Annotated in this window: 17 protein-coding genes, 1 tRNA gene and 1 CRISPR repeat array; of the genes, 2 read left to right on the forward strand and 16 right to left on the reverse strand. The window is 45.8% G+C overall.

The genetic code is table 11. From position 1 onward, the window contains the following. Positions 1–122: 122 nt before the first annotated feature. The 9 genes from radA to cas9 all read right to left on the reverse strand — a co-directional run bounded on the left by radA (position 123) and on the right by cas9 (position 12626). Positions 123–1502, reverse strand: coding sequence for a DNA repair protein RadA (gene radA, locus DXB83_RS14435; protein ID WP_117804995.1), 1380 nt, complete (start codon positions 1500–1502; stop codon positions 123–125). A 73-nt stretch (positions 1503–1575) separates the two neighbouring features. Further along, positions 1576–1989, reverse strand: a complete 414-nt coding sequence (locus DXB83_RS14440) for an endosialidase (protein ID WP_117804996.1) — start codon at positions 1987–1989, stop codon at positions 1576–1578. 103 nt (positions 1990–2092) lie between these two features. Further along, positions 2093–4567, reverse strand: a complete 2475-nt coding sequence (locus DXB83_RS14445) for an ATP-dependent Clp protease ATP-binding subunit (protein WP_117804997.1) — start codon at positions 4565–4567, stop codon at positions 2093–2095. 16 nt (positions 4568–4583) lie between these two features. Beyond that, positions 4584–4970 carry a GntR family transcriptional regulator gene (locus tag DXB83_RS14450; protein ID WP_117510240.1) on the reverse strand — a complete coding sequence of 129 codons (387 nt, stop codon included), beginning with the start codon at positions 4968–4970 and terminating at the stop codon, positions 4584–4586. Between the two features lie 79 nt (positions 4971–5049). After that, positions 5050–5814: a type III pantothenate kinase gene (locus DXB83_RS14455; protein ID WP_117510241.1), complete on the reverse strand. Its 765-nt coding sequence runs from the start codon at positions 5812–5814 to the stop codon at positions 5050–5052. Between the two features lie 224 nt (positions 5815–6038). Then, positions 6039–6734: a CRISPR direct-repeat array (repeat unit 36 nt; unit sequence GTTTGAGTACCATACATTTTTACATCATTCTCAAAC). Between the two features lie 63 nt (positions 6735–6797). Then, positions 6798–7472, reverse strand: a complete 675-nt coding sequence (gene csn2, locus DXB83_RS14460) for a type II-A CRISPR-associated protein Csn2 (protein WP_117510242.1) — start codon at positions 7470–7472, stop codon at positions 6798–6800. Further along, on the reverse strand, positions 7469–7774 hold the full coding sequence (cas2, locus tag DXB83_RS14465; protein WP_117510243.1) for a CRISPR-associated endonuclease Cas2: 306 nt from the start codon (positions 7772–7774) through the stop codon (positions 7469–7471). The genes csn2 and cas2 overlap by 4 nt, the downstream gene beginning before the upstream one ends. Before the next feature lie 11 nt (positions 7775–7785). Next, complete coding sequence (gene cas1, locus DXB83_RS14470; protein ID WP_117802499.1) at positions 7786–8652, reverse strand: type II CRISPR-associated endonuclease Cas1; 867 nt, start codon at positions 8650–8652, stop codon at positions 7786–7788. After that, positions 8649–12626: a type II CRISPR RNA-guided endonuclease Cas9 gene (gene cas9, locus DXB83_RS14475; protein WP_118697780.1), complete on the reverse strand. Its 3978-nt coding sequence runs from the start codon at positions 12624–12626 to the stop codon at positions 8649–8651. The genes cas1 and cas9 overlap by 4 nt, the downstream gene beginning before the upstream one ends. Positions 12627–13039: 413 nt before the next feature. Here cas9 and DXB83_RS14480 point away from each other — a divergent pair. Continuing rightward, positions 13040–13122 (forward strand) — tRNA-Leu (locus DXB83_RS14480). Positions 13123–13279: 157 nt separating this feature from the next. Here the strand turns inward: DXB83_RS14480 and DXB83_RS14485 are convergent. The 3 genes from DXB83_RS14485 to DXB83_RS14495 are packed head-to-tail and all read right to left on the reverse strand — an operon-like array spanning position 13280 to position 16896. Beyond that, positions 13280–14557 carry a diaminopimelate decarboxylase gene (locus tag DXB83_RS14485; RefSeq protein WP_117510246.1) on the reverse strand — a complete coding sequence of 426 codons (1278 nt, stop codon included), beginning with the start codon at positions 14555–14557 and terminating at the stop codon, positions 13280–13282. Positions 14558–14580: 23 nt separating this feature from the next. Further along, positions 14581–16017, reverse strand: a complete 1437-nt coding sequence (gene pyk, locus DXB83_RS14490) for a pyruvate kinase (protein WP_118595511.1) — start codon at positions 16015–16017, stop codon at positions 14581–14583. 15 nt (positions 16018–16032) lie between these two features. Further along, positions 16033–16896 carry a hypothetical protein gene (locus tag DXB83_RS14495; protein WP_118640962.1) on the reverse strand — a complete coding sequence of 288 codons (864 nt, stop codon included), beginning with the start codon at positions 16894–16896 and terminating at the stop codon, positions 16033–16035. A 218-nt stretch (positions 16897–17114) separates the two neighbouring features. Here DXB83_RS14495 and aroC point away from each other — a divergent pair, with 218 nt between their 5' ends. Continuing rightward, on the forward strand, positions 17115–18221 hold the full coding sequence (gene aroC / locus DXB83_RS14500) for a chorismate synthase (protein WP_118697781.1): 1107 nt from the start codon (positions 17115–17117) through the stop codon (positions 18219–18221). Between the two features lie 84 nt (positions 18222–18305). On the opposite strand, the gene DXB83_RS14505 is transcribed toward aroC, so the two are convergent. From DXB83_RS14505 to DXB83_RS14520, 4 genes are all read right to left on the reverse strand, one after another. Further along, positions 18306–19364, reverse strand: coding sequence for a lactonase family protein (locus DXB83_RS14505; protein ID WP_022463215.1), 1059 nt, complete (start codon positions 19362–19364; stop codon positions 18306–18308). Positions 19365–19587: 223 nt separating this feature from the next. Then, positions 19588–20115, reverse strand: a complete 528-nt coding sequence (locus DXB83_RS14510; protein WP_055228517.1) for an RNA polymerase sigma factor — start codon at positions 20113–20115, stop codon at positions 19588–19590. A gap of 279 nt (positions 20116–20394) precedes the next feature. Beyond that, a complete protein-coding gene (locus tag DXB83_RS14515; protein ID WP_118697782.1) occupies positions 20395–24192 on the reverse strand; it encodes a phosphoribosylformylglycinamidine synthase in 3798 nt (1265 codons plus the stop codon). A 246-nt stretch (positions 24193–24438) separates the two neighbouring features. After that, positions 24439–25110 (reverse strand): phosphatase PAP2 family protein, encoded by a 672-nt coding sequence (locus DXB83_RS14520; RefSeq protein ID WP_118660440.1) that lies wholly within the window; start codon positions 25108–25110, stop codon positions 24439–24441. Positions 25111–25131 lie beyond the last annotated feature (21 nt).

Raw genomic sequence — 25131 nt, forward strand, 5'->3', positions numbered from 1 at the left:
CTTTTTTCGAATTTTCTTATTTTTAGAAAAATATAGTTAATTCTGCATATTTTATATTTTATCTGAATTTTTTAAAAAAGACCGTACGCATCACACGCCGGTCCTTTTTCCACAACTTCCTTCTAATTTTTCCCCACGCGCAGAATCGCATCCTGAATATTTTCCACCGGAATCAGTGCGATTCCACCGATTTTCTCCACGGGCTTCATGCAGACAGCAGGTAAAATCACCCGCTCGAAGCCCAGTTTTTTTGCTTCCAGTACACGCTGTTCCGCCATGCTGACGGCGCGGACCTCACCGCTTAAGCCGACCTCGCCAAATACGACCGTTTTCTCATCGATCACCTGATCTTTGTAGCTCGATACGACGGCAAGTGCGATGCCAAGATCGATCGCCGGCTCATTCATCTTGATTCCGCCTGCGATGTTGACGTAGGCATCGCTTGTCGAAAGATTGACTCTTGCGCGTTTTTCCAGCACTGCCATCAGCAGGTTCACACGGTTGAAATCGCATCCTGCTGCGGTGCGGCGCGGGATTCCGAAATTACTGTGGCAGACCAGTGCCTGAATCTCGATCAGGATCGGGCGCGTTCCCTCCATGGAGCATGCGACAACCGAACCGGAAGCTCCCTCCGGCCGTCCGTTCAGCATGTACTCCGATGGATTTTTCACTTCCACGAGTCCCTCTGTCTGCATTTCGAAGACGCCGATCTCATTTGTAGAACCAAAACGGTTTTTGACGCCGCGTAGAATCCGGTAGGACGCATGACGGTCGCCCTCGAAGTACAGCACGGTATCTACCATGTGTTCCAGCACACGTGGGCCGGCCACATTACCGTCTTTTGTCACATGACCGACGATAAAGATCGAAATTCCCATTCCCTTTGCAATCTGCATCAGCACATTCGTCGATTCCCGGACCTGGGATACACTGCCCGGCGCGGAGCTGACCTCCTCGTTGTACATGGTCTGGATCGAGTCGATGACGGCAATCTCCGGCTTCTCTTTTTCCATGACGGCGCGGATGATGTCAAGATTCGTCTCACAGAGCAGGGACAGATTTTCATTAAATTCTCCGATCCGCACGGCGCGCAGTTTGATCTGGCGCAGGGACTCCTCGCCGGAAATGTATAAAACCTGATGTCCTGCTGTGGACAGCATGCGGCACACCTGCAGAAGGAGTGTGGATTTTCCAATTCCCGGATCGCCGCCGACCAGTGTCAGGGAACCCGGCACGATTCCTCCGCCGAGCACCCGGTCGAGTTCTCCGATTCCCGTCGGGATACGCTCTTCTTTTCCTGTTGAAATTTCCGTCAGATGCACCGGCTTTCTGCCCGCTGCGCTGTGGCTTCCGATCCCCTGGTTTCCCGCCGGTGTTTTGGCCGCCGTCGGTTCCTCCACAAACGTATTCCATTCTCTGCACGCCGGACACTGGCCCATCCATTTTGCTGACTCATAGCCGCAGTTCTGGCAGAAAAAGGCTGTTTTTTTTGCTTTTGCCATAGTTGTGTCTCCCTTATAATTGTCAAAAAAAGCTGCCGCACACGTTCTGCGACAGCCTTCTTTTCTTATTTCATCATGCTTTTACGATTTCTACTGCTACATTCTCTGCTTTTTCCAGCTCTACGCTGAAGGAAAGTTTTCCGCCGAGGTTTGTGGTCATGTGGCCAACGTTTACACCGTCGAGCAGCACCTTGTATTCGGTCTCTGCTTCCATTTCAACGGTGATCTGTGCATCCTCCGGTCCTTCTACTTTGAAGGTCATGCCGCCGTCGAATACGTTCAGATCGGTAACTGCGGTTCCCGGAACGGATTCGTATACGAACAGTCCGTTTTTCTCCAGCTTTGTGATTTCCTTAAAGGTTTTTACTTTATACAGATCTCCTCTGTGCTCAAAATCAGATTTTTTTGCCTTTGCCGCAAGCTCATAATCTCCGAAGCTGATGCCTCCGTCTGCCTCTGTGCGGATTAATTCTTTTACTACTGACATTTGTAAATGCCCTCCTGGTCTTGTCTTTTGTGGTGTTTCGTTTGTTTGTGAAAATCATACCATAATCAAAAAGATTTTACCATATAATTTATGGAATTTTATATTATTTTTTCTCAAGAACCTTAAATGTAATCTCTTTCTTATTCATTCCAGCCGCAACGGTATCGCCTTTTTTCACTTCTCCGTTCAGGATGGCTTCTGCGAGCGGATCCTCAATTTTGCTCTGGATCGCGCGTTTTAACGGGCGGGCACCGTACTTGCTGTCGAAGCTGTTTTCCACGAGATATTCTTTCACGGTGTCACGGACTTTCAATTCAATGTCCATCTGCTCCTTGCAGCGGCGCTCCAGATCTTTGAGCAGAATCTGCAGAATCTTCTTCATATCCGCCTTGGTAAGCTGATGGAATACAATAATCTCGTCGATTCGGTTCAGGAATTCCGGCTTAAACATCCGTTTGACTTCTTCCATCACCTGGCCCTTCATGTATTCGTAGTCTTTCCGCTCATCTTCTGTCGAAAGGAATCCAAGGCGTTTCGGCGCTACAATGTTCTGTGCTCCGGCATTGGATGTCATGATAATGCAGGTCTGTTTGAAATCAACTTTTCTGCCCTGCGCGTCGGTGATATGGCCATCATCAAGTACCTGCAGCAGAATGTTGAACACATCCGGGTGAGCTTTCTCGATCTCATCGAACAGGATCACACTGTACGGGTTGCGGCGCACTTTTTCAGAGAGCTGGCCGCCTTCCTCGTAGCCAACGTATCCCGGAGGGGAACCGATCAGCTTGGAAACGCTGTGTTTCTCCATGTATTCCGACATATCAACGCGGATCAGGGCCTGCTCTGTACCGAAAACTGCCTCGGCGAGTGCTTTGGAAAGTTCTGTTTTTCCGACACCGGTCGGTCCAAGAAACAGGAAGGATCCTGTCGGACGGTTCGGGTCTTTTAATCCGACTCTGCCTCGTTTTACGGCTTTTGCCACAGCTGTCACGGCTTCTTCCTGGCCGACAACGCGTTTATGGAGTGTCTGCTCCAGTCTTGCCAGACGTTTCGATTCTCCTTCCGCGAGACGCTGTACCGGAATTTTCGTCCAGGTGGATACGGTTTTTGCGATTTCTTCTTCTGTTACCTGCAGTTTTTTGTTTTTGCAACGGCGTTCAAAGCGTTTTCGGATCTGCTCCAGATCTTTTTCGAGCTCCTGCTGGCGCGCCTGCAGTTCTTTTGCCTGCTCAAAATCGCCGGCACTGATCGCGGATTCTTTTTCTTTCTGTACTTCGAACAGTGTCTGCTCCTCTTTTGCCATGTTGTCCGGCACCTGGTAGCCGGCGAGCTGTACGCCTGCGGATGCCTCATCGATCAGATCGATGGCTTTATCCGGCAGGAAACGGTCGTTGATGTAGCGGACGCTCATTTTTACGGCTGCTTCCAGTGCTTCATCGGTGATTTCCACGCCGTGGTGGCGTTCGTAGTATGGGCGCAGGCCTTTTAAGATATCAAGTGCTTCGCTTTCCGTCGGTTCTTCTACTTTGACCGGCTGGAAACGGCGCTCCAATGCGGCATCTTTTTCGATGTATTTACGGTATTCTTCCAATGTTGTTGCACCGATGAGCTGAATTTCTCCGCGGGAAAGGGACGGTTTTAAGATATTGGATGCATCGAGTGCTCCCTCTGCACCGCCGGCCCCGATGATGGTGTGAAGTTCATCGATGAACAGCAGAATATTTTCATTTTCCGTGACTTCTTTGACAACGCGTTTGATACGCTCCTCAAATTCACCGCGGTATTTGCTTCCGGCTACCATTCCGGAAAGGTCAAGGACAACAACTCGCTTATCGCGGATCGTTTCCGGCACGATGCCAAGGGCAATCCGCTGCGCCAGACCTTCCGCAATCGCCGTTTTTCCGACACCCGGCTCTCCGATCAGACACGGGTTGTTTTTTGTCCGGCGACTTAAGATCTGAATGACACGCTCAATTTCCTGCCCACGGCCGACAACCGGATCGAGTTTTCCTTCACGCGCAAGCTCCGTCAGATCCCGGCTGTACTGATCCAGTGCCGGCGTTTCGCTGGTCTGCGCTCCACCTCTTGTCTGCGGTCCGCGGCCGGTGTTTGTATTTCCGCTTGCACCGCCCTGCAGCGGTGCCTCGCCCATGGCAGTAAGGATTGCTCCATATAGTTTCTGAATGTTGATCCCCATGGTAAAAAGCAAACGGGTAGCAACACAGTCACTTTCTTTTAAGATTGCAATCAGCAGATGCTCGGTTCCCACAGCTCTGCTCTTAAAACGCGCTGCCTCCGCTTCTGCATTTTCAAGCACTCTGCGTACCCGCGGAGTATAGCCCGGTCGGGATTCGGTCACGGTGTTTCCGCCTGGTGCAATCAGACGGTCAATCAGTTCGGTAAGCTGTCCGGCATCTACGTGAAACTCAGAAAGCACCATGCCTGCTGTGCCATCCTCCACGTTCAGAAGTCCGATCAGAAGGTGTTCGGTTCCTACGTAATTATGTCCACATTTTTCAGCTGTCCTAACCGCATATGCCAGTGCTTTTTTTGCCTGACTGGTATATCCTTCTCTCATAATACTATTGTCTCCTTCATGTTTCGTCTGCGTAATTGCTGTAAATTTCATCTACAAGCTGATGTACTTCTTCTTTTGATATATTTTTGCAGACGGCTTTTGCAAGAATCACCTGCAGATCTTCGCGCAGTTCCTGCATGGCATACAGTTTATCCGCATCGATAGAGATAACGGCTCCTTTTCTTCGGTCAATCGAAAGAAGCCCCTCCTGCCGGAGTACGCTGTAGGCCTTATTTACGGTATGCATGTTGATTCCGATATTGTCTGCGAGCTGTCTTACCGAAGGTAGAGTATCTCCTTCCTGAATTCTGGAAGTGGCAATACCCAGAATAATCTGATTTCTCAGCTGGATATAGATCGCTTCATCGCTGTTGAAATCGATCTGTATTGTCTCATAATACATAGTTACACCCTGCTTTCTCGTATCGTTTTGTTATACATATGTTATAACAATTCGCAGACTTTGTCAACAAACGGTTTCCCTACCTGTTTTTCTCGTAGATGATCTGAAGACCTTTCAGGAGCAGATTCTCATCGATGATGATGTCATGTCTGCAGTGCGGAATCACAGCTTTCGCCAGACCTCCGGTAGCCACAATCGTGCATTTGCAGCCAAGTTCTTCTTCCATCCGTTCGATCATGCCGTCGATGCTGGCAGCGTTTCCATAAATCATACCGCCTTTCATACAGTCCAGCGTATTTTTGCCAATGACTTTTTTCGGTGCTGTCAGACTGGTCTGGCTAAGCTGCGCGGCATTTGATACGAGAGCATCCAGCGAAGTACGAAGTCCCGGAAGAATCACGCCTCCGATGAAGCTTCCTTTCTGATCAAGTACACTCATCGTCGTGGCAGTTCCCATATCGATAACAATCTGCGGACATGTGTATTCATTCAGCGCTGCTACTGCTACTACAACAAGATCGCTTCCTGCCGTTGCGGGGTCGTCCAGTTTGATATTAAGTCCGGTCTTCACACCGGGGCCGACAACTTTGACCGGCTTTTTAATCACTTTTTCTGCCGCACTCCGGCAGAGCTCTGTCACCTGCGGAACAACGGAAGAGATGATACCTCCTTCGATCTGCTCCACCGGAATCTCATACAGTTCCAGTACATTTTTCAAGCTGACTGCGTATTCCAGCTCTGTTTTTGCCTTGTCCGTGGAGAGTCTTTCGATGAAGTATGTTTTTTTCCCTTCCACACACCCAAGGACGATGTTCGTGTTGCCGATGTCTATTGCAAGGATCATGATTCAGGTTCCTCCTGTAAAAACTATGAAATGAAATTCTTGTGGTTTTATTATACATGGTGCGGCGCTTTGAGACAAGGAAAAAGACAGCAAGAAAAAGACAATTAAGTCGATTTCATACTGTCTTCTGAATATTTCATTTTGAATTATCTATTCTTGTTGTTCACAAAAATAAATTTTACATCATTCTCAAACGAAGGTTCTGTAAAAGTAGCTCAGTATTTGTTTGAGTACTATACATTTTTACATCATTCTCAAACGAAAAGAAGCCGCAAAATACAATGATCGGCGTTTGAGTACCACACATTTTTACATCATTCTCAAACGTGCCTATCATCGATGAATGGGGAACGCGGGTTTGAGTACCATACATTTTTACATCATTCTCAAACTGACCCGCCGGATCGGAAAAAAGATCCGAAGTTTGAGTACCATACATTTTTACATCATTCTCAAACCATGGACACGACAGGGAAGGACGTTGGAGAGTTTGAGTACCATACATTTTTACATCATTCTCAAACGCTCCTGCGATGGCTATCGCAGTTCTGGTCGTTTGAGTACCATACATTTTTACATCATTCTCAAACAGCAGTAGCCTTTGTTTTACTGAACGCAACGTTTGAGTACCATACATTTTTACATCATTCTCAAACCACACTGTTCAACTCACCGACGATCAACACGTTTGAGTACCATACATTTTTACATCATTCTCAAACTGTGTTGGCAATTCTCCGCCGTTCAGAAGAGTTTGAGTACCATACATTTTTACATCATTCTCAAACAGGACGCCAGAGATACAATGCTTGGCAGTAGTTTGAGTACCATACATTTTTACATCATTCTCAAACGACATGTTATAAGTGTCAAAATTAGAAGAAGTTTGAGTACCATACATTTTTACATCATTCTCAAACCTCAAATTTAAAAATGAACTGCTTTCATCTGCACAAAACAGGTACTCAAACATCCGATGGATATTAATAGACATCACATCCATCTTTGTCAATTATATAATATTCTCTCTGATTCGAAAAGTCCCTTTGTATATTTTCTATGAAAAGCAAGGATATTTCATAGTAGCATGCCATTTGGGAGAGTTTGTTTATTTGTGTTTCGTTCAGATAGGATCGAATATTGACTAAAATCACCAGTTCTTTTTGGAGAAGTTCGGCCATAACTTTGATATATTGCGTTAATTTTTCCAGAAGTCCCATCTCTTTTTCGGTTTCTGTCTGAACTCCCATCAATTTTAGGAGTGCGCTCAAATCGATTTCCTCATTTTGTTCCAATTCGTACCCACTGACAGCTTCCAATTGATAGATGTATTTCTTCAGTTCCGCAATAATTCTCTGTGTTTCCAGAAACATTTCTTCATTTTGCGCACTTTTGACCAGCTCTGTAAATAACCGTTTTTGTATTCTGTGATCCGCAAAATCAAGAGAAAAGGGCGTTAATACCAATTCCACATCTCTTTTCATATTCAGCTCTGTGTCAGCTTTAGAAAGTACGAAATTTCCCTCCTCTCCCTGATTTTGTTTTTGCAGCTGCTCCACATATTTTAAAAACAGCTCCGGTGATTCTATAATCCATTCCGTGGGACAGTTCCGATGAATCGCAATAGGTTTTTCCAAGTCCACATGTACCAGTTTCATAAAATCACCAGCCTTTCATCCGTATTCAACACTTCGCTCTTTACGTTCCCAACAATCAGATCCATTTTCGCATACTGCTTCTCAGTCACCGTTAAAAGCTGTACCAGGCCTTCTTCCGGCTTATTTTTATGAATCTGATCCACGATTCCATTCACTGCAGTTGTATTTAACGCAAGCTTACAGTATACGGATTCCTGGAGCATCAGGAATCCGCTTTTCAATAAAAACTTTCGAAATCTCGCATATTCTCTTCTCTGATCGCCCGTCAGCACCGGAAGATCAAACAGTACCAATACTCTCATAAAACGATAACTCATAGGCCGTAAAACCGGATCAATGCACTGTCATTCTCATTTAAGGCATCAAATACACTTTTACAGTAAATTTTTATGGCATTATTCACATACTGTGTTTTCCCGTCTATCATGACTTCGTTGTTTAATACATTGACCAACTGTATTTTTTCCTCATGCGTAAATTCTTTCCTCTGCATTTGGATTACTTCCCGGTCAATCAGAACACGGAACGGTTCCATCAAATCGGACGCCAGATTAAACTGATTAAACATATTATCATGAAAGAGTCCGAGCTGTGTAATATAACCGCTCGCTACAATTTCTCTCGCAAACGCAGACAACAAAATGCTATATCCGTAATTCAGCGCTGCATTTTCCGGACAATCCGCAGTTCTGGTAAATGTCATGCCGAACAACGCATTGAAATATACCTTTGCCGCATGCCCTTCCCGGTTTGTCTCATCGTTCCAGCCAATCTCCTGTAAATATGATTCTAACAGACCCGCTTCTTCCTTTCCCAGATTTTTTAACAGTTCCTTCTGTTTTCGTATTTTTTCCGTCACAATCTCTGTCCAGATCGCTTCTTTACTGTGCCGGCTCCACTGAATCTGCTTTCTGATTTTATTGCTGGTATCATGACTTCCGTAATACCCAACCAGTTCCGACGATGGATTTCTCTTTTCATCGCAAAAAATCACTTTTATTTTCTTTTTGGTCAGCTCTGCCAGCAGACTTGTTGTGACTGTTGCTGCTGTTGACTCAATCAGAATGGTTGAGATTTCACTTAAATGTATTTTTGTTACTTCTTCATTTCGTACCACAAGATAACCAAGCTGATAGTCCAGCTTTGCCCGTTTGGAAATAACCACAATCCGCCAGCTCATAATGCATTCAGGTCTACTGCCTGCTCGTAAATACCGGTTGGCGATTGATGAATCATTTCGATTCGACTGCAATCGGTTATATTTTTGTTGAGATACAAAATTCCTGCTCTTCCAGATCCTCCAATTAATTTCAAATCAGCGGCAGCACTCTGGCACTGGAAAAAATGTAAAATTTCATACAAAACGATACACTTTTCTTCTATGCATAATTCTTTAAATTTTTCTCTTTTTTCCGTTAATGTCTTTGCCTGTGCTCCAAGTTTTTTTGCATATACCGTATTTGTTAATTTATTTAAAAAGGTTTCATACAGCATCACCACCTTCTTTTCTTCTAAATGGTCGGAATCGTAAATTTTCAGTTCTTTATTCTGTTTTTTACGTTCCACGTACTGTACTATTTTTTTCAGTATTTCTGTTTCTTCCTGGGAAAGTACCAGCTGATTTGCACCTTGCATCAATAGCTGATCTCCTGATCTTCCGGAAACCCACATATAAAATCCGTCCACACAAAACAGAGTATCTATTTTGATTTCCGGCACCAGCACTCGCGGATTCTTTAACTGTCTTTCCTCTTCCAGATACCGAATTATATTTTCTTCTGACTTCTGAATTTCCTTTTTCAGACGAATCGGCACATACTCGATTGTTCGTATTTTCTTTCCCTTTTTGCCCTCCGATTCTGCCAGTACAAAGTAAGCTCCCGCCTCTTTGTTATATCCTCCATACTTCTGTATATCACAAAGCCGTTCATCACTGCTCTTGATCGGAACCTGACCTTTTCCTTTTTTGACAATCTGCTGGTCAAACAATGCACCTGTTGCCTCATACGATCTTCGCGTCACAAGAATGTTGTTTTTTTCCATAAAATTTCGGACTGTCGCAATGGTTCCGTTCCCGCTTTCCCAGGCAATTTCTCCGTTTCGTTCAATTTTTTCCTGTTCAAACATCTTCTTCAGGTTATAACTTCTTCCCGGATTTTCCTTAATGAAGTGAATCGGATTTGATGTGAATTTTACAAAATATGCGTTGCCAACAACAATATTCAAATAAGCATCCTTCGCATGATGATAATCATTCATCTCCCGTACCTTCAGAAATTTAAAATCCTTACGGAACTTTGAAACGGTTGGCGCTTTTACATAAACAATCTGTGTATCCGGGATCACCTGCTGCAGAATACTTGCTGCCGCTTTTGTACTCTGACGAGTTTCCACCAGCTGCCTGGAAATAAATCCAGCCAATTCAGACGGTTCAAATCCATTTCCTCTTATCAGCCGTTTATATTTTTCTTCACTGATCAATCCGGCATCCACTAAAGATTTCCAGAATGGCTGCATTTTTTTCCGAACTGTTTCATCGATCGGATATTTATCCTCTTTCATCTGATTACACTTTTTCTTTACAAGTACCCGGTTATCCAGGCTATCATCCATCACTTTGGACTGTGGAAAAATATGATCAATGTCATACTTCTGATTATCCCACAATTCCTCCAGTTCAATTGTTTCACCGGAATACATGCATTTTCCTTTTTGCGTATAATACAAATACAGCTTGTCTCTTCTCATTTCCGCATCGGAACGTTTTTCAATCTCATCTATCCAGTCTTTTTCTTCCACTTTACATTTTTTATAGAGTTCCAGCAGTTTCTTTTTTCTTGAAGATGTTCTTCCCTGATCGTTTTTTTCTCTTGCCATTTCTATAAAAACACGTTTCGGTGGGTTTCCCATCACTTTACAGATTTCCTTTACAATCAAAAGGCTCTGCCAAATCTGCCGCTTCACTGCCGGTGATACGTAAAGTTCCTCGACTAATTCATACGAAATATCCCGTTTTTTCTGTTCGTTTCCATTCTTTTCTTCGATTGCCGATGCAAACAAATATTTTTCGCTAAGCAGTTGCATCAGATTGTCATTCGTCTCCCACAAAGCCCGAATAATAGACCATGCCTCTCCCGTTTCCGGTGCCGGTGCTTCCGTCTCTTCCAAAAACACTTTTGAGAGTCTTCCCCAACCACGATACGGCAGTTTACTTATGCTGTCTCTTTGTTTTTCTGTCAACTCCGGAAACAGTTTCTTTAATCTCTGTTTCAGTATCGCTTTATCATCTCCAAACAGCGTTACGTTCAGGATGATGCATTCTTTTTCCGCCTGGTTCAGTGACAAATTTGTTAATTTCTCTTTAAAGTCATGGTATGCCGTAAGAGAACTCTTGAAATCACCATCAATTCCGGTAATTTCAACTTCTTTTCCGGTAATTCCTTCTTTCACTAAATAGTTTTTCAGTTTTTTCTGTGTAACTTTTCTGCTTTTCTGGAATACTTCTTCATATATTTTCTGTTTCTGCTCTACAGATATCTTTTCTCCATCCAAACGCAGATTATTTAATTCATTTAAAACTTCGTATTTGCTGTACAGCAGAGAATACTTTGGTAAAACATCTTCACTTGGCAGATAAGTACATTTATTCGTCATTCTTCGAATAAACTGCTCTGCACTTGCTTCCAAATCTACCATCTCATCGAAGTTCCATGGATATATTTTGCCTTCTTTTCGTACCGCCCAGTTACTCTTCTCCCCTTTTTTTCGAATTCCGTTTAAGGGTCCTACGTAGTACGGAATGCGGAATGTGAAAATCTTTTGAATCTTCTCTCCATTCTCTTTCAGTAGCGGAACTTTATCTTCCAGATTTTTCAGGATTGCATTTAATTCATATAAATGAATCTGATATGGAATGACACTGTTGTCTTTTACAGTCTGTTTCGGAAGAAACGTTCCCATTTCCATTTCCTTCTGCATGCAGGATGCTTTCGTCACATCTGATATCTTGCCCAGAATATTCTTTTTCAGATAACCGTAAAAGTCTTCCTGACTACATTGTTTTGGTGCCTTGATATACGCATAATAATTAGCTTTTTCATCCTTTTTTGCAAACAGTCTCTGATATTCTTCCCTTGAAAGATTCTCTCTGACCAGCTTTTTCAGATCTTTCAGATCTTTTTTATGCTTTTCATAAAGTGCCACTTTTGCCTCTGAAAGAGAAGAATAGTTCTGCAAAATATCAGCCAGAACAGCCCAATCGTACACTGCTTTTGCGTGTTCAATTAATACATATTTTTCTCCCAGCTCTGCTTCGATCTCTCCAGCGTATTCTTCATAACCTGCATCTGCGAAGCAAAGTTTTGGCCGTTCCAGTGTATCCATCTGTTTTTCCCCAAACAGATTTCCCAGTTTTGCTGTTCCACCGGTAATCAATCCCAGCCACTCTTTTTCACAGGATGTTTCTGCCCGCATTGCTTTTACTGCTTTTGTCTTTTTCGCAGATTTGGTCAATGTTCGGTCTTTTAAAATTGCCTCTATTTCCTTGCTTCTTTCCACTCCAATCTCGGAAGAAAAGCCAAGTTCTTCTGCCCTCACTGCTTCAAGGAACTGTTCAAATGTTGTCTGAAATTCTCTTACCTGTTCGATATTTCCGTTTAATAGAAAATGGCCTCTGTGTTTCATCATATGATGCAGAGCAAGATATATCAGGCGAATATCAAGCGTTTCGTCAGTTTCCATTAACCATTTTCTCAGATGATAGATGGTTGGAAACTGTTTATGATATTCTTTGTCTGTGTAATCATCATCCGCAAACAATGCATAGGGAAGTTCCGGACACTTTCCCTGCCTGTCACGCTTATCCTCTGGCCAGTAACGACTCTCTTTCATTCTGCGAAAAAATCCATCATCTATCTTTTCTACTTCTTCCGCAAAAATTTTCTGCAGCAATTCTATTCTCCAATTACGACGATCCAATCTTCGTTTTGCTGTCCGAAACCCTCTTCTCTCTTCTGCAGTCTGTGCACTGTCAAATAGCCGTGCACCCCAAAGTGTTTTTCCATGTGCGCGCAAAATTTCGTACTTCTCATTTGTCACAGCCCATCCAACCGAACTGCTTCCCATATCAAGTCCGAGATAATATTCCCCTTTCATCTGTTCTTTCCTCCATTTTCTACATTTTATCTAATTTTACCATATATTTTGATTTTTTACATCTTTTCTTTCCTATTTTCAACAATTCTACTTCCTGGTTCTTGCTGTTCCCACGGTACTGAATCATAACCATGTTTCATTTCTAATTTTAGACAACAAAAAAACTGCTGTCCATGAAGACAACAGTTTTCGTTCCACACACTGTGGACCATCTAACGATGGCGTTTTCGATAAATCGTTATTTGAACTTATGATGTAAAATTTAGTATGGTACTAAACTATCTACACTATACTTCTATTTTTTCCTTTCGTCAATCTTTTTTAGAAAGTTTTTATGATAATTATTCCATTTTTTTCTCTTGCGTCCTTCTTGTTTTTATGGTAAAATATATCTTGTTCTGATTACGAACACTGCCGCTGTGGCGGAATTGGTAGACGCACTTGACTCAAAATCAAGCGGTGAATAACCGTGCCGGTTCGAGTCCGGCCAGCGGCATAGCTAAAAAAGATCTGCAAAAACGAACGTTGATGCAGATCTTTTTTTATTGTCTTCCCTTCAAAAAAACAGCTTTTGAAAGAAAGAAAACCCCTTTCGAAGAACCGGCCATCTGCCGCATGGTTCTTTTTGAAAGGGGTTTTACTGTTGTTATCTCTTATTTATTTCCAAACATCTTTTCATATTCCGGTGTTCCATCCAGTGTAGCGAAGTAATCCTTCGGGGTTTCTGCGCGGCGGATGACTTCAAAGCTGCCGTCCTCTTTTAACAGAACCTCTGCAGATTTTAATTTTCCGTTGTAGTTGTATCCCATGGAAAATCCATGTGCGCCGGTGTCGTGGATGAAGAGGAGGTCTCCGACTTCCACTTCCGGAAGCATGCGGTCGATCGCGAATTTATCGTTGTTTTCGCACAGGGAACCTGTTACGTCATATTTGTGGTCGCACGGCTGATCTTCTTTTCCCATCACCGTGATGTGGTGGTAAGCGCCGTACATTGCCGGCCGCATCAGATTGACCGCGCATGCATCACAGCCGATATACTCTTTGTAAATGTGTTTCTGATGGATGGCGCGGGTAACGAGTCCGCCGTACGGTCCCATCATGAAACGGCCCATCTCCGTGTAAATTGCAACATCGCCCATGCCGGCCGGAACGAGGACTTCATCGTACACTTTATGTACACCCTCACCAATCACGCGGATGTCATTGCCTTCCTGACCTGGTTTGTACGGGATTCCGACACCGCCGGAAAGATTGATGAATTTGATTTTTACGCCTGTCTCTTTCTGCAGCTTTACAGCCAGCTCAAACAGTGTTTTTGCCAGAACCGGGTAGTAATCGTTGGTTACGGTATTACTTGCAAGGAAGGAATGGATGCCGAACTCTTCTGCCCCTTTTGCCTTCAGAATGCGGAATGCCTCAAAAATCTGCTCGGTTGTCATACCGTATTTGGCATCTCCCGGATTATCCATGATGTCGGTGCTGATTTTAAACAGTCCGCCCGGGTTATAACGGCAGCAGATTTTCTTCGGAATGTAACCCAATGTTTTCTCAAGAAAATCAATATGCGTAATATCATCAAGGTTAATGATCGCACCAAGCTCTGCAGCCAGTTGATACTCTGCAGCCGGTGTTACGTTGGATGAAAACATGATTTTATCTTTCTCAAATCCCATCGCATCGGAAAGCATCAGCTCCGTGTAAGAAGAGCAGTCGCATCCGCAGTCATATTCACCCAGCATTTTGATCAGTGTCGGGTTTGGGTTCGCTTTTACAGCAAAATACTCACGAAATCCCGGATTCCAGGAAAAAGCTTCCTTTACTGCTTTCGCATTCTCACGAATTCCTTTTTCATCGTAAATGTGAAACGGAGTTGGTACTGCTGCTGCGATTTCTTCCAGTTTTTCTTTTGTTACAAAAGGCTTCTTCGTCATTCTCTTTTGTCTCCTTCTTCTGCTTATTTTGCCTGAATAATGTGAAGCATGTTTGTCATATATCCTTCACCCGTCACCTCGTTAGTAGCAGGGTCTCCGGCCGTAAAAATAACCATATCGCCACGTTCTACGAGCTCCTCACGGCGCACCATATACATAGCATGGGAAATGATGTTCTCCGTAGAATCTTCCTCGTATCCGGTCACCGGACGAACGCCCCAGTAGAGCTGCATTTTTCTTCTTGCCCATTCATATGGGGTAACGCCGTAAATCGGTACGCTCGGACGAAGGTTGGAGATCAGTCTTGCGGTCTGACCAGACATAGTCGGGGTCACAATGCAGGCTGCTTTGATGTGTTCTACCATAGAAACGGCTGCACTTCCGACTGCTGCGGAAACATTCAGCTTTCCTTCCAGCGCTTTTCCATCGCGGTAATCTTCGAATTTCAGATAGCGCTCTGTCTGCTCGGCAATCTCTCCCATCATGGTAACTGCCTCGATCGGATATTTTCCGGCTGCTGTTTCGCCGGAGAGCATGATTGCATCCGTTCCATCATAAATTGCATTCGCAACATCGGCTACCTCTGCACGGGTCGGGCGCGGGTTCCGGATCATGGAATCCAGCATCTGGGTTGCTGTGATAACCGGTTTGTATTTATGATTGCATTTTTCAATGATGATTTTCTGTACATGCGGTACCTGGCACGCCGGAATCTCTACACCAAGGTCTCCCCTTGCAACCATCACACCATCTGCCGCATCGATGATGCTGTCGATGTTCTGCACACCCTCCGCATTTTCGATCTTGGCAATGATATCAATACGCTCTCCTCCGTTTGCCACAAGGAACTCACGGATTTCGTTAATTGCCTCTGCATTTCGGATAAAAGAAGCCGCTACAAAATCAATATCCTGTTCAATACCAAAGAGAAGATCTCCTTTGTCTTTCTCCGTGAGGTTCGGAAGATTGATCGAAACGTTTGGTACATTCACACCCTTCTTCTCTCCGAGCTCGCCGCCGTTTACTACGGTACAGACAATTTCCGGTGCATTTACTTTTTCTACGCGCAGGCCGATCAGACCATCATCGATCAGAATTGTGTCTCCCTCTTTGATATCGTCGGTAAGGCCGGTGTAGCTGACCGAACAGTGATTTTCATCTCCGGTCTCCTGAACGGTTGTCAGGGTAAAAGTCTGTCCGGTTACCAGATTTACTTTTTTGCCATCTTTCAAAACGCCGGTACGGATTTCCGGTCCTTTGGTATCCAGAAGGATTGCCACAGGAGTTTTCAGCTCTTTTCGAAGCTCTTTCAGCATATCCATACGCATTTTCTGCTCATCGTGGTCTCCATGAGAAAAATTAAAACGAGCAACATCCATTCCGGTTTCAATCAGTTTTTTCATCAGGTCACGGGAGTTGGTATTTGGTCCCATGGTGCAGACAATTTTCGTTCTTCTCATACTTTCTCTCCTTCTTTATTTTACATGTTCATGCGTAAACAGGTGATCCTGGCAGTATTCATAATTTCCGTTGCATCTGGAGCAGAAACGGAACTCCAGATTCGGATCATCCTTTTCAGTCCGCCCGCAAATCGCACATTTGTGTTTTGTGATTCCATTTGGATTGCGGTATTCGGCTTCTCCTCTTGATACGGCTTTTTTAAATTCTTTCCTGCGTCTGTTCTGCCGGAAAGAGTTATGTTTTCCTTTTCTTGTCATCAGGAAAAACACCAGGACGTTTGCCAAGGAACACAAAATAACAACACATCCTGCCCAGTTTCCGCTCAGAATGCTGGTAATCATGCTATAAGCAAGAAGCGCTACGTCAAGATACGCCAGCCATTTGATCTTGATCGGGATAATAAAGTACAGAAGCACCTGCATATCCGGAAAACTGATCGCAAAGCCAAGGAAAATAGAAAGGCTGATATAATAGGTGCTGAATGCAGTTCCCATCAGCGCCGGATACCCATTCACTGCGTACTCGATTCCATACAGCAGGAAGGAACCGAGGATCGTCATCAGAATACCCGAAAAGATATAAACGTTATATTTGAAATCTCCCCAGGCTCTTTCAAGACTCGTTCCGATTGAGTAGTAGAAAAACAGCATAATAATCGTAAAGATGTCGAGACTGCTCGGCGGAATCAGAATCCAGCTCACCAGACGCCAGATCTGGCCATGCAGAATATAGTATGGTTCCAGCGTCAGATACTGTCTCATGATGGGAGCCGCAAGCGCAATGATATATCCCGCAATGTACGTTACGATAATGTACATCGTCAGATGGCTTAACGCATATCTCCCATATTTTCGCTCCATTTTGTCTAAAAAATTCATGCACACTCTTCCTTTTTGTTTGTTTTATTTCACCGGCTTTCACTGCCCGAAAATACATTCTCATTATACGTGCTGCCTTTTCGTTTGTCAAACGGTATAACGGTGAATTTCGTCTCTGAAAAAGAGCTTTACGAATGTTTTACTTTCCGGTATAATTTATTAGAAATCTTTTCCAGTTATTTTATAAATATACGAAAAAATTCAGGAGGACTTTATATATGGCAGGATCATCATTTGGTACCATCTTCAGACTGACCACCTGGGGAGAGTCTCATGGAAAAGGCGTGGGCGTTGTTGTGGACGGAGTGCCGGCCGGCCTTTCGCTTTCCGAGGAGGATATTCAGGTTTACCTCGACCGCAGGAAGCCGGGACAGAACCGCTTTACCACAAAACGGAAAGAATCCGATACCGTTCAGATTTTATCCGGCACTTTCGAAGGAAAAACGACCGGTACCCCGATTTCCATGGTGGTATGGAATGAGGATCAGCATTCCAAAGATTACAGCGACATTGCTTCCTATTACAGACCGGGCCACGCCGACTATACGTTTGATGCAAAATACGGTTTCCGCGACTACCGCGGCGGCGGACGCTCCTCAGGACGCGAGACGATCGCACGCGTGGCTGCAGGTGCCATTGCCTTAAAAATGCTCTCTGAGCTTGGCATCACCGTTTCCGCCTACACCCGCTCCATCGGTGACGTGGAAATCCAGTCTTTTGATGCCGCTGAAATCGCGAATAACGCCCTGAATATGCCGGATGCAGAGGCTGCCGAAAAGGCTTCCGGGCTTTTAACAAAAGCCATGGCGGAAAAAAATTCCGTCGGCGGTGTGGTCGAATGTGTCGTTCACCATATGCCGGCCGGTGTCGGCGATCCGGTGTTTGAAAAGCTCGATGCCAACCTTGCAAAAGCACTCGTCTCCATCGGCGCCGTAAAAGGCGTGGAAATCGGAGACGGTTTCTCGGTCTGCACAGCTACCGGGCTTACCAATAACGATGCCTTCCATGTAAATGCGGACGGCTCCATTGTCAAGCTGACCAACCACGCCGGCGGTATTTTAGGCGGTATCAGCGACGGAAGCGATATCGTTGTCCGGGCTGGTTTCAAACCGACCCCGTCCGTTGCTGCTTCCCAGCAGACCATCAACAAAGATGGTGAAAACATTGCCATCGAAATCAAAGGCCGCCACGACCCGATCATCGTTGCACGCGCCGTTGTTGTCGTGGAATGCATGACCGCTCTTGTCCTGGCGGACGCACTGCTCGTCGGCATGAGCGCCAAACTGGACAATGTAAAGAAAGTCTGGGCTCTGGACGAGAAATAAAGGCCGGACTGCTTCTTTCTGGCTTCAACACAAAAAATGCCTGCGGGATACAGTTCTTCCTGCAGGCATTTTTGCGTTATTTTTTTAGTGAACGCCTTTTTTCGTAATCAGAATACAGTTCGGCGTCTCCACTTTCATCGGGCGGCCTTTCTGAACCAGCACGTTTTTCTCATAATCAACGGTAAATGTTGTGATCGTGTTGGACTCATGGTTTGCCACTGCGATATGTTTTCCGTCCGGGAACATTGCAATATCCTTTGGATATTCGCCGCTGATCGGAAGTGCAAACTTCTTCTCCAGGCAGCCGGTCTCCGGGTCGATATGGAACATTGCTACGGTATTGTCTCCGGCTGTAGAAGTAAACAGGTAGTGGTGATCCGGGGAAAGGCACATGCCGGATGCAGCGTCGTGCGCCTGGTCCACGTTCGCGGATGTGGTGCTGATCGACTGCAGTTTTTCAAATTCCGGTCCGTTTCCCGTATCACGGTAGCTGAATACATCGACTTTGTTCATCAGCTCGTAAATAACATACGCGTATTTTCCGGATTCACTGAAAACGATCTCTCTCGGACCGGATTCACGCTCACAGCGCAGGATATCCACCAGTTTCAGGCGGTCACGCTGTGTGTTCAGCTTGTACATTTTGATCTGGTCAATGCCGTTGTCGACTGCGCAGACATATTTGTTGTCCGGTGTAGGAACGACACAGCTGACATGCGGGCGGAAGTTACGCTCTGCCACACTGCCAAGGCCCTTGTGGAACACGCCGTCCATCAGACTTCCGAGGCGGCCGTCCTTATGGGTATGTACAACGGTTACTTTTCCGTCATGATAGCCTGCCACGAACAGGTATCTTCCGGTTTTGTCCACCGACAGATAGCAGCCGCGCATGCCGTCGATGTCTACTTTGTTGATCGGGGTCAGGTCTCCGTCATCCTCCACTGCAAACACTGCAACGCCTTCATCTGCAATCGAATACAGGTATTTGCCGTTTAAGGAACGGGCAATGTGGGAAGAGTTGTTGACCGGTATGACTTTTCGCTCTGTCAGAGTGCCTTCTTCTACATTTACATCATATAAATGAATACCAATGCTGCTTCCATGGGTATAAGTGCCTACATAGGCTACGTACTCATCCTTCATGTTGTTTTCATCCTTTCTGCCTTCTCGCACATCGTGTGAATTTTCTAAAAATATTTTAACACAATTTCCGCGCCACGACAACGAGGAAAACGGATTTTTGATATGTAAACGGTAACACTTTATTTTTAGACACAGGATATTCTCCTGCAGAGAATTTTTTAGATATTTCTATTGTTTTTAGATTGTAAGAGTTGAGGTTTCCGCTGCATACCATTTTCATTTTCTACGCTCTCGTCAGACTGATTTCCTGACTCATCATTCCCTGCAGTTTCTTGATTGCGCGGCTGTACTGGCACTGCAGCGCCTGCTCGCTTTTCTTGCAGAATCCGCTGAGCTCTTTGTAGCTGAATCCATATGCTCTCCCCCAGAAAATGCGCTGATCCATCGGATTCAGGTTCTGGATGCAGTTCTGCATCACCATTCGTTCCTCAATCTCGGCTGTCGCGCCCGCCTCCCCTTCATTTCTGTTCTCTTTCTGATACTGTGTATAGGAAACTTCATTCTGATAATAATGTTTTCTGCGCTGATTCTTGATCTTGTTTTTTGCCACACAGAACAGCCATTTCGTCATCTCTTCTCCTTCGAGATCGGCAACGGTTTCAAATTTTACCACCAATACCTCCCATACATCGTTCAGCACATCCTTCGCCGTCTCCCGGTCATTGTTCAACTGACCGCAGATATAACGGAACAGCACATGACTGTTTTTCTCGAATATGATCTGAAAAAATCGTTCCTCCTCTTGTCTCATACACTTCTTTCTCCCTCCTGTTATTTCGCTGTCCTTCTCTTCCGGGCCCGTCATATATGTAATGTGTTGAGACTATCGAAATCTTTCGTTTTTTCAGAATATTTCTACTACTTGACCTTATTACTTTTGTTAATAAAGCAAAATATTGCGTTATAACTGCACCGCGGCGCATAATCAAATTTTTTCTTTCGAAATCAGAAATTACTGTTTCTGACAAAAAAATTCCCGCAGAAAGGAGCTTTCTTCCTCTCTGCGGGAATCTTCTATTTTGGTTTTATTTTATTTAAAGTAAGCAACACCGGACTCAAAGATCTTCAGATCCTGCTCTCCGTAGATGTTGACTGCTACGCCGTTGTCGCGGCGCTCTGCGTGTGCCATCTTACCAAAGACACGGCCGTCCGGGCTGGTGATACCCTCGATTCCGCAGTAGGAACCGTTGACATTCCAGTACTCGTCGTTGGTCAGGTTTCCGTTGACATCGCAGTAGCGGGTTGCAATCTGGCCGTTTGCCATCAGCTTGTCGATCCACTCTTTCGATGCTACGAAACGTCCCTCTCCGTGGGATGCCGGGTTGGTGTAAACACCGCCAAGCTCGGCGCCTGCCAGCCATGGGGATTTGTTGGTCACAACCTTCGTGTAAACCATCTTGGAAATATGGCGTCCGATGGTGTTGAAGGTCAGAGTCGGGGAATCCTCCGTCTGTCCGAGAATCTCACCGTACGGAACGAGTCCCAGTTTGATCAGTGCCTGGAATCCGTTGCAGATACCAAGGGCAAGTCCGTCTCTCTCATTCAGCAGTTTGGTAACAGCTTCTTTGATCTTCGCATTCTGGAATGCGGTTGCAAAGAATTTTGCTGATCCATCCGGCTCATCACCTGCGGAGAATCCGCCAGGGAACATGATGATCTGCGCCTGGTTGATGGCTTTTTCAAAGGCATCGACAGAACCGCGGATGTCTTCTGCGGAAAGGTTGCTGAATACCTGAGTGATAACTTTTGCACCGGCACGCTCGAAAGCTCTGGTGCTGTCATACTCACAGTTCGTTCCCGGGAAGACCGGAATGAATACGGTCGGCTGTGCCAGCTTGTGGGAGCATACGTGGATGTTCTTTGCCTGATAGCAGCTGTCTGCAACAATTCCGTTTTCGTCTGCTGCTGCCACATTCAGGGCATCTACATCCGGAAGCTCTGCACCGGATACGGTCTTGAATACTTTTTCCAGCGGTTTGTTCCATGCGGAAACGGCTTCGCGGATGGTGATTTCGGTGTCTTTATAGGAAAGAACCGGTTTGTCTGTCACTTCACCGATGACGGTGTAGGTGCTTGCCAGCTCTCCGACTTTTTCAGCCGGAACTTCGCAGATCAGATCTGCAATATATGGAGTAAAGAGATCTCTCTCGTCTACATTGTGCTCGATGGTTACGCCGAGAGCATTACCGAATGCCATCTTGGATACAGCTGCTGCGATACCCTGACGGTCTACGACATAAGCGGCTTTCACACGGCCGTTCTGCATATCCTCATGCAGTTTTCTGTAGGTTTCCATGACGCCTTCGTACTCTGGAAGCAGATGTGCGTCGACTGGAAGGTGGATCCACACGAGTTTGTCTCCTGTGTTTTTCAGCTCCGGAGATACTACATCTTTTAATTTTGCAACGTCAACCGCGAAGGATACGAGTGTCGGCGGTACATCGATATGGTTGAAGGTACCGGACATACTGTCTTTTCCTCCGATAGACGGCAGGCCGTAGCCCATCTGTGCGTCGTATGCACCAAGAAGTGCTGCGAACGGCTGGCTCCAGCGGTGCGGATCCTCAGTCATTCTGCGGAAATATTCCTGGAAGGTGAAGCGGACTTTGCTGTAATCGCCGCCGACTGCCACGATGCGGGACAGGGACTCGGTTACGGCATAGACTGCTCCGTGATACGGGCTCCAGCTCGATACGTATGGATCAAAGCCGTAGCTCATCATGGTAACGGTGTTGGTTTTTCCATCCGGAACCGGCACTTTTGCAACCATGGCCTGAGTTTCAGTCAGCTGATATTTTCCACCGTACGGCATCAGCACGCTGGCTGCTCCGATGGAGGAGTCAAACATCTCGACAAGACCTTTCTGGGAGCATGCGTTGAGGTCTGACAGGGTGGACAGCCATTTTTCTTTCACGTCGGCAATGTCACCGCTTCTTTTTAACGGGGTGTCCTCTGCTTTTGGAATCTCTACGAAGACATCATTCTCCTGATGTGCTCCGTTGGTATCCAGGAATGCACGGGAAATATTGACGATCTCTTTTCCTCTCCAGGAGAGTACCAGACGCGGGTCCTCGGTTACGACTGCAACTTCGGTTGCCTCCAGGTTCTCTTCTGCGGCATATTTCAGGAACTGCTCACGGTCTTTCGGGTCGATGACAACGGCCATACGCTCCTGGGACTCGGAGATGGCGATCTCGGTTCCGTCGAGGCCGGCATATTTTTTCGGTACTTTGTCCAGATTGATCTTAAGGCCCGGTGCCAGCTCGCCGATGGCAACGGAAACTCCGCCTGCACCGAAGTCGTTGCATTTTTTAATCAGAAGGCTGACTTCCTCGCGGCGGAACAGTCTCTGCAGTTTACGCTCAGTCGGTGCGTTTCCTTTCTGTACCTCTGCACCGCAGGTCTCGATGGATTCTGTCGTATGTACTTTGGAGGAACCGGTTGCACCGCCGCAGCCGTCTCTTCCGGTACGGCCGCCGAGCAGGATGATGATATCGCCCGGATCGGAATTTTCACGGACAACGGCACGGCGCGGTGCTGCTCCAAGGACAGCTCCGATCTCCATACGTTTTGCCACGTAGTCCGGATGGTAAACTTCTTTGACATAGCCGGTTGCAAGACCGATCTGGTTTCCATAGGAACTGTAGCCGTGTGCTGCTTCTCTTACGAGTTTTTTCTGCGGAAGTTTTCCTTCGAGTGTCTCGCTCTGCGGACGGGTCGGATCTGCGGCTCCGGTCACACGCATTGCCTGATATACGTAGGTTCTGCCGGAAAGCGGGTCACGGATTGCACCGCCAAGGCAGGTTGCTGCACCACCGAACGGCTCGATCTCGGTCGGGTGGTTGTGGGTCTCGTTTTTGAAGTTGATCAGCCACTCTTCGTCTTTTCCGTCTACATCTACCGGTACGACGATGGAGCATGCGTTGATTTCATCAGACTCTTCCTGATCTGCGAGTTTTCCTTCGGATTTCAGTTTTTTCATTGCCAGAAGGGCAAGGTCCATAAGGCAGATGAATTTGTCGTCACGGCCTTTGTAGAGTACCTCACGGTCGCTTAAGTAGCGGTCGTAGCTTTTTTTCATCGGCTCGTAGTAGTCGCCTTCGCCGAAGGTCACGTTGGTAAGCTCGGTGGAGAAGGTGGTATGGCGGCAGTGATCGGACCAGTAGGTATCGAGTACGCGGATCTCGGTCATGGATGGATTGCGTTTTTCTTCGCCGCGGAAGTAGTTCTGGATATGCAGGAAGTCTTTGAAGGTCATGGCAAGGCCGAGGGAATCGTACAGGGCTTTTAATTCTGCCTCCGGCATGTCGATGAATCCGTCGAAGATTTTGACGTCTGCCGGCTCTTCAAATTTTGTCACGAGGGTTTCCGGTTTTTCAAGTCCTGTCTCTCTGGAGTCTACCGGATTGATGCAGTGTGCTTTGACTGCGTCAAACTGCTCATCAGTCATCTCTCCTTCGATAACATACGTAACGGCGGAGCGGATGATCGGCTGCTCGTCTTCTTTTAAGAACTGCACGCACTGTACGGCAGAATCGGCTCTCTGATCAAACTGTCCCGGAAGGAATTCTACGGAAAATACTCTCGCACCTTCTGCACGCGGGAAATCTTCCTGATAGCAGATATCAACCGGCGGCTCTGCAAAGACTACTTTACATGCTTTCTCATATGTCTCATCACTGATATTTTCTACATCGTACCGGATCAGCTCCCGTACGTTGGTTACGGTCTGGATGTTCAGATAGTGCTTGATTTCATGCTTCAGATCTTTCGCCTTAATCGCAAATTCCGGCTTTTTCTCCACATAAACGCGTCTGACTGTACTCATTTTTATCCTCCATTTGTCTGAATCATAGTCCCCCAAAAACGGGACAATCTTTCGTTACTTACAGAATAGCATATTTATCTTTATAAATGAAATTAATATATCTTATATGTTTTATAAGTTTTGTTTCTTAATAAACGGACGCATTTCATTTTTCCTGCACTACCATCCCACTCATCACCCATTCTCTCCCGTCCTAAACCGTCAGGCCCGCGCACTTTCTGGTGCGCGGGCCGTCCGTTTCCGTTTTTACATTCTATATTTCGCTTTTTTCTCCCGTGTCCGCAGTGCATTCCCCGCCTTTGCCGGCCGGTACAGCAGCATACAGGTTCCCGCATTCATAACAAGCGCACAGCACACATCCGATACGGAGTGCTGTTTTAAAAACATGGTCGAAAACACAATCAGCACCGTCAGGCCCAGGCAGACGTTTCGGAATACCGGGCGGTTTTTGAGCTGCTCGCTGTGTTCTACGGCAACAGCTACGGCTACGGAATTATATACGTGAATACTTGGGAATACGTTGGTCGGTGTGTCTGTCAGGTAAAGGCCTCTGACCAGATCCGTGAAAATGTTCTCCCGTGGGAATACCGTCGGGCGCAGGTTCTGGCCATTCGGGTACAGATAGGAGATCACGAGGAACGCCGTCATTCCGATTCCCAGGTTGATAATCAGCTGATAATATTCTCTGCGGTTCTTGTTGCAGAGTCCGAAATAAAGGACAGACCATGCAATAAATCCAAACCACATAAAATAAGGAATCACAAAAAACTCACAGAACGGAATCATATCATCAAACGGAGTATGAATCAGATGATATCCTTTCGTAATGTGCGTTTCCAGATATTGAAAACATTTCAGATAGAAAATACCATAAACCACTACCGGAAGAAAATGCTTATATTTTTTTATTATCTTCATAGTTTCCCTCCACTTTTCTGA

Origin of the sequence: Blautia sp. OM06-15AC (assembly GCF_003481425.1) — a bacterium.
In the GTDB taxonomy this organism is placed as follows: Bacteria; Bacillota; Clostridia; order Lachnospirales; family Lachnospiraceae; genus Fusicatenibacter; species Fusicatenibacter saccharivorans.

Bases quoted from the DNA above. Each gene is read 5' to 3' on its own strand.
- radA (WP_117804995.1), bottom strand. From the start codon at position 1,502: ATGGCAAAAGCAAAAAAAACAGCCTTTTTCTGCCAGAACTGCGGCTAT.
- DXB83_RS14440 (WP_117804996.1), bottom strand. From the start codon at position 1,989: ATGTCAGTAGTAAAAGAATTAATCCGCACAGAGGCAGACGGAGGCATC.
- DXB83_RS14445 (WP_117804997.1), bottom strand. From the start codon at position 4,567: ATGAGAGAAGGATATACCAGTCAGGCAAAAAAAGCACTGGCATATGCG.
- DXB83_RS14450 (WP_117510240.1), bottom strand. From the start codon at position 4,970: ATGTATTATGAGACAATACAGATCGATTTCAACAGCGATGAAGCGATC.
- DXB83_RS14455 (WP_117510241.1), bottom strand. From the start codon at position 5,814: ATGATCCTTGCAATAGACATCGGCAACACGAACATCGTCCTTGGGTGT.
- csn2 (WP_117510242.1), bottom strand. From the start codon at position 7,472: ATGAAACTGGTACATGTGGACTTGGAAAAACCTATTGCGATTCATCGG.
- cas2 (WP_117510243.1), bottom strand. From the start codon at position 7,774: ATGAGAGTATTGGTACTGTTTGATCTTCCGGTGCTGACGGGCGATCAG.
- cas1 (WP_117802499.1), bottom strand. From the start codon at position 8,652: ATGAGCTGGCGGATTGTGGTTATTTCCAAACGGGCAAAGCTGGACTAT.
- cas9 (WP_118697780.1), bottom strand. From the start codon at position 12,626: ATGAAAGGGGAATATTATCTCGGACTTGATATGGGAAGCAGTTCGGTT.
- DXB83_RS14485 (WP_117510246.1), bottom strand. From the start codon at position 14,557: ATGACGAAGAAGCCTTTTGTAACAAAAGAAAAACTGGAAGAAATCGCA.
- pyk (WP_118595511.1), bottom strand. From the start codon at position 16,017: ATGAGAAGAACGAAAATTGTCTGCACCATGGGACCAAATACCAACTCC.
- DXB83_RS14495 (WP_118640962.1), bottom strand. From the start codon at position 16,896: ATGAATTTTTTAGACAAAATGGAGCGAAAATATGGGAGATATGCGTTA.
- aroC (WP_118697781.1), top strand. From the start codon at position 17,115: ATGGCAGGATCATCATTTGGTACCATCTTCAGACTGACCACCTGGGGA.
- DXB83_RS14505 (WP_022463215.1), bottom strand. From the start codon at position 19,364: ATGAAGGATGAGTACGTAGCCTATGTAGGCACTTATACCCATGGAAGC.
- DXB83_RS14510 (WP_055228517.1), bottom strand. From the start codon at position 20,115: ATGAGACAAGAGGAGGAACGATTTTTTCAGATCATATTCGAGAAAAAC.
- DXB83_RS14515 (WP_118697782.1), bottom strand. From the start codon at position 24,192: ATGAGTACAGTCAGACGCGTTTATGTGGAGAAAAAGCCGGAATTTGCG.
- DXB83_RS14520 (WP_118660440.1), bottom strand. From the start codon at position 25,110: ATGAAGATAATAAAAAAATATAAGCATTTTCTTCCGGTAGTGGTTTAT.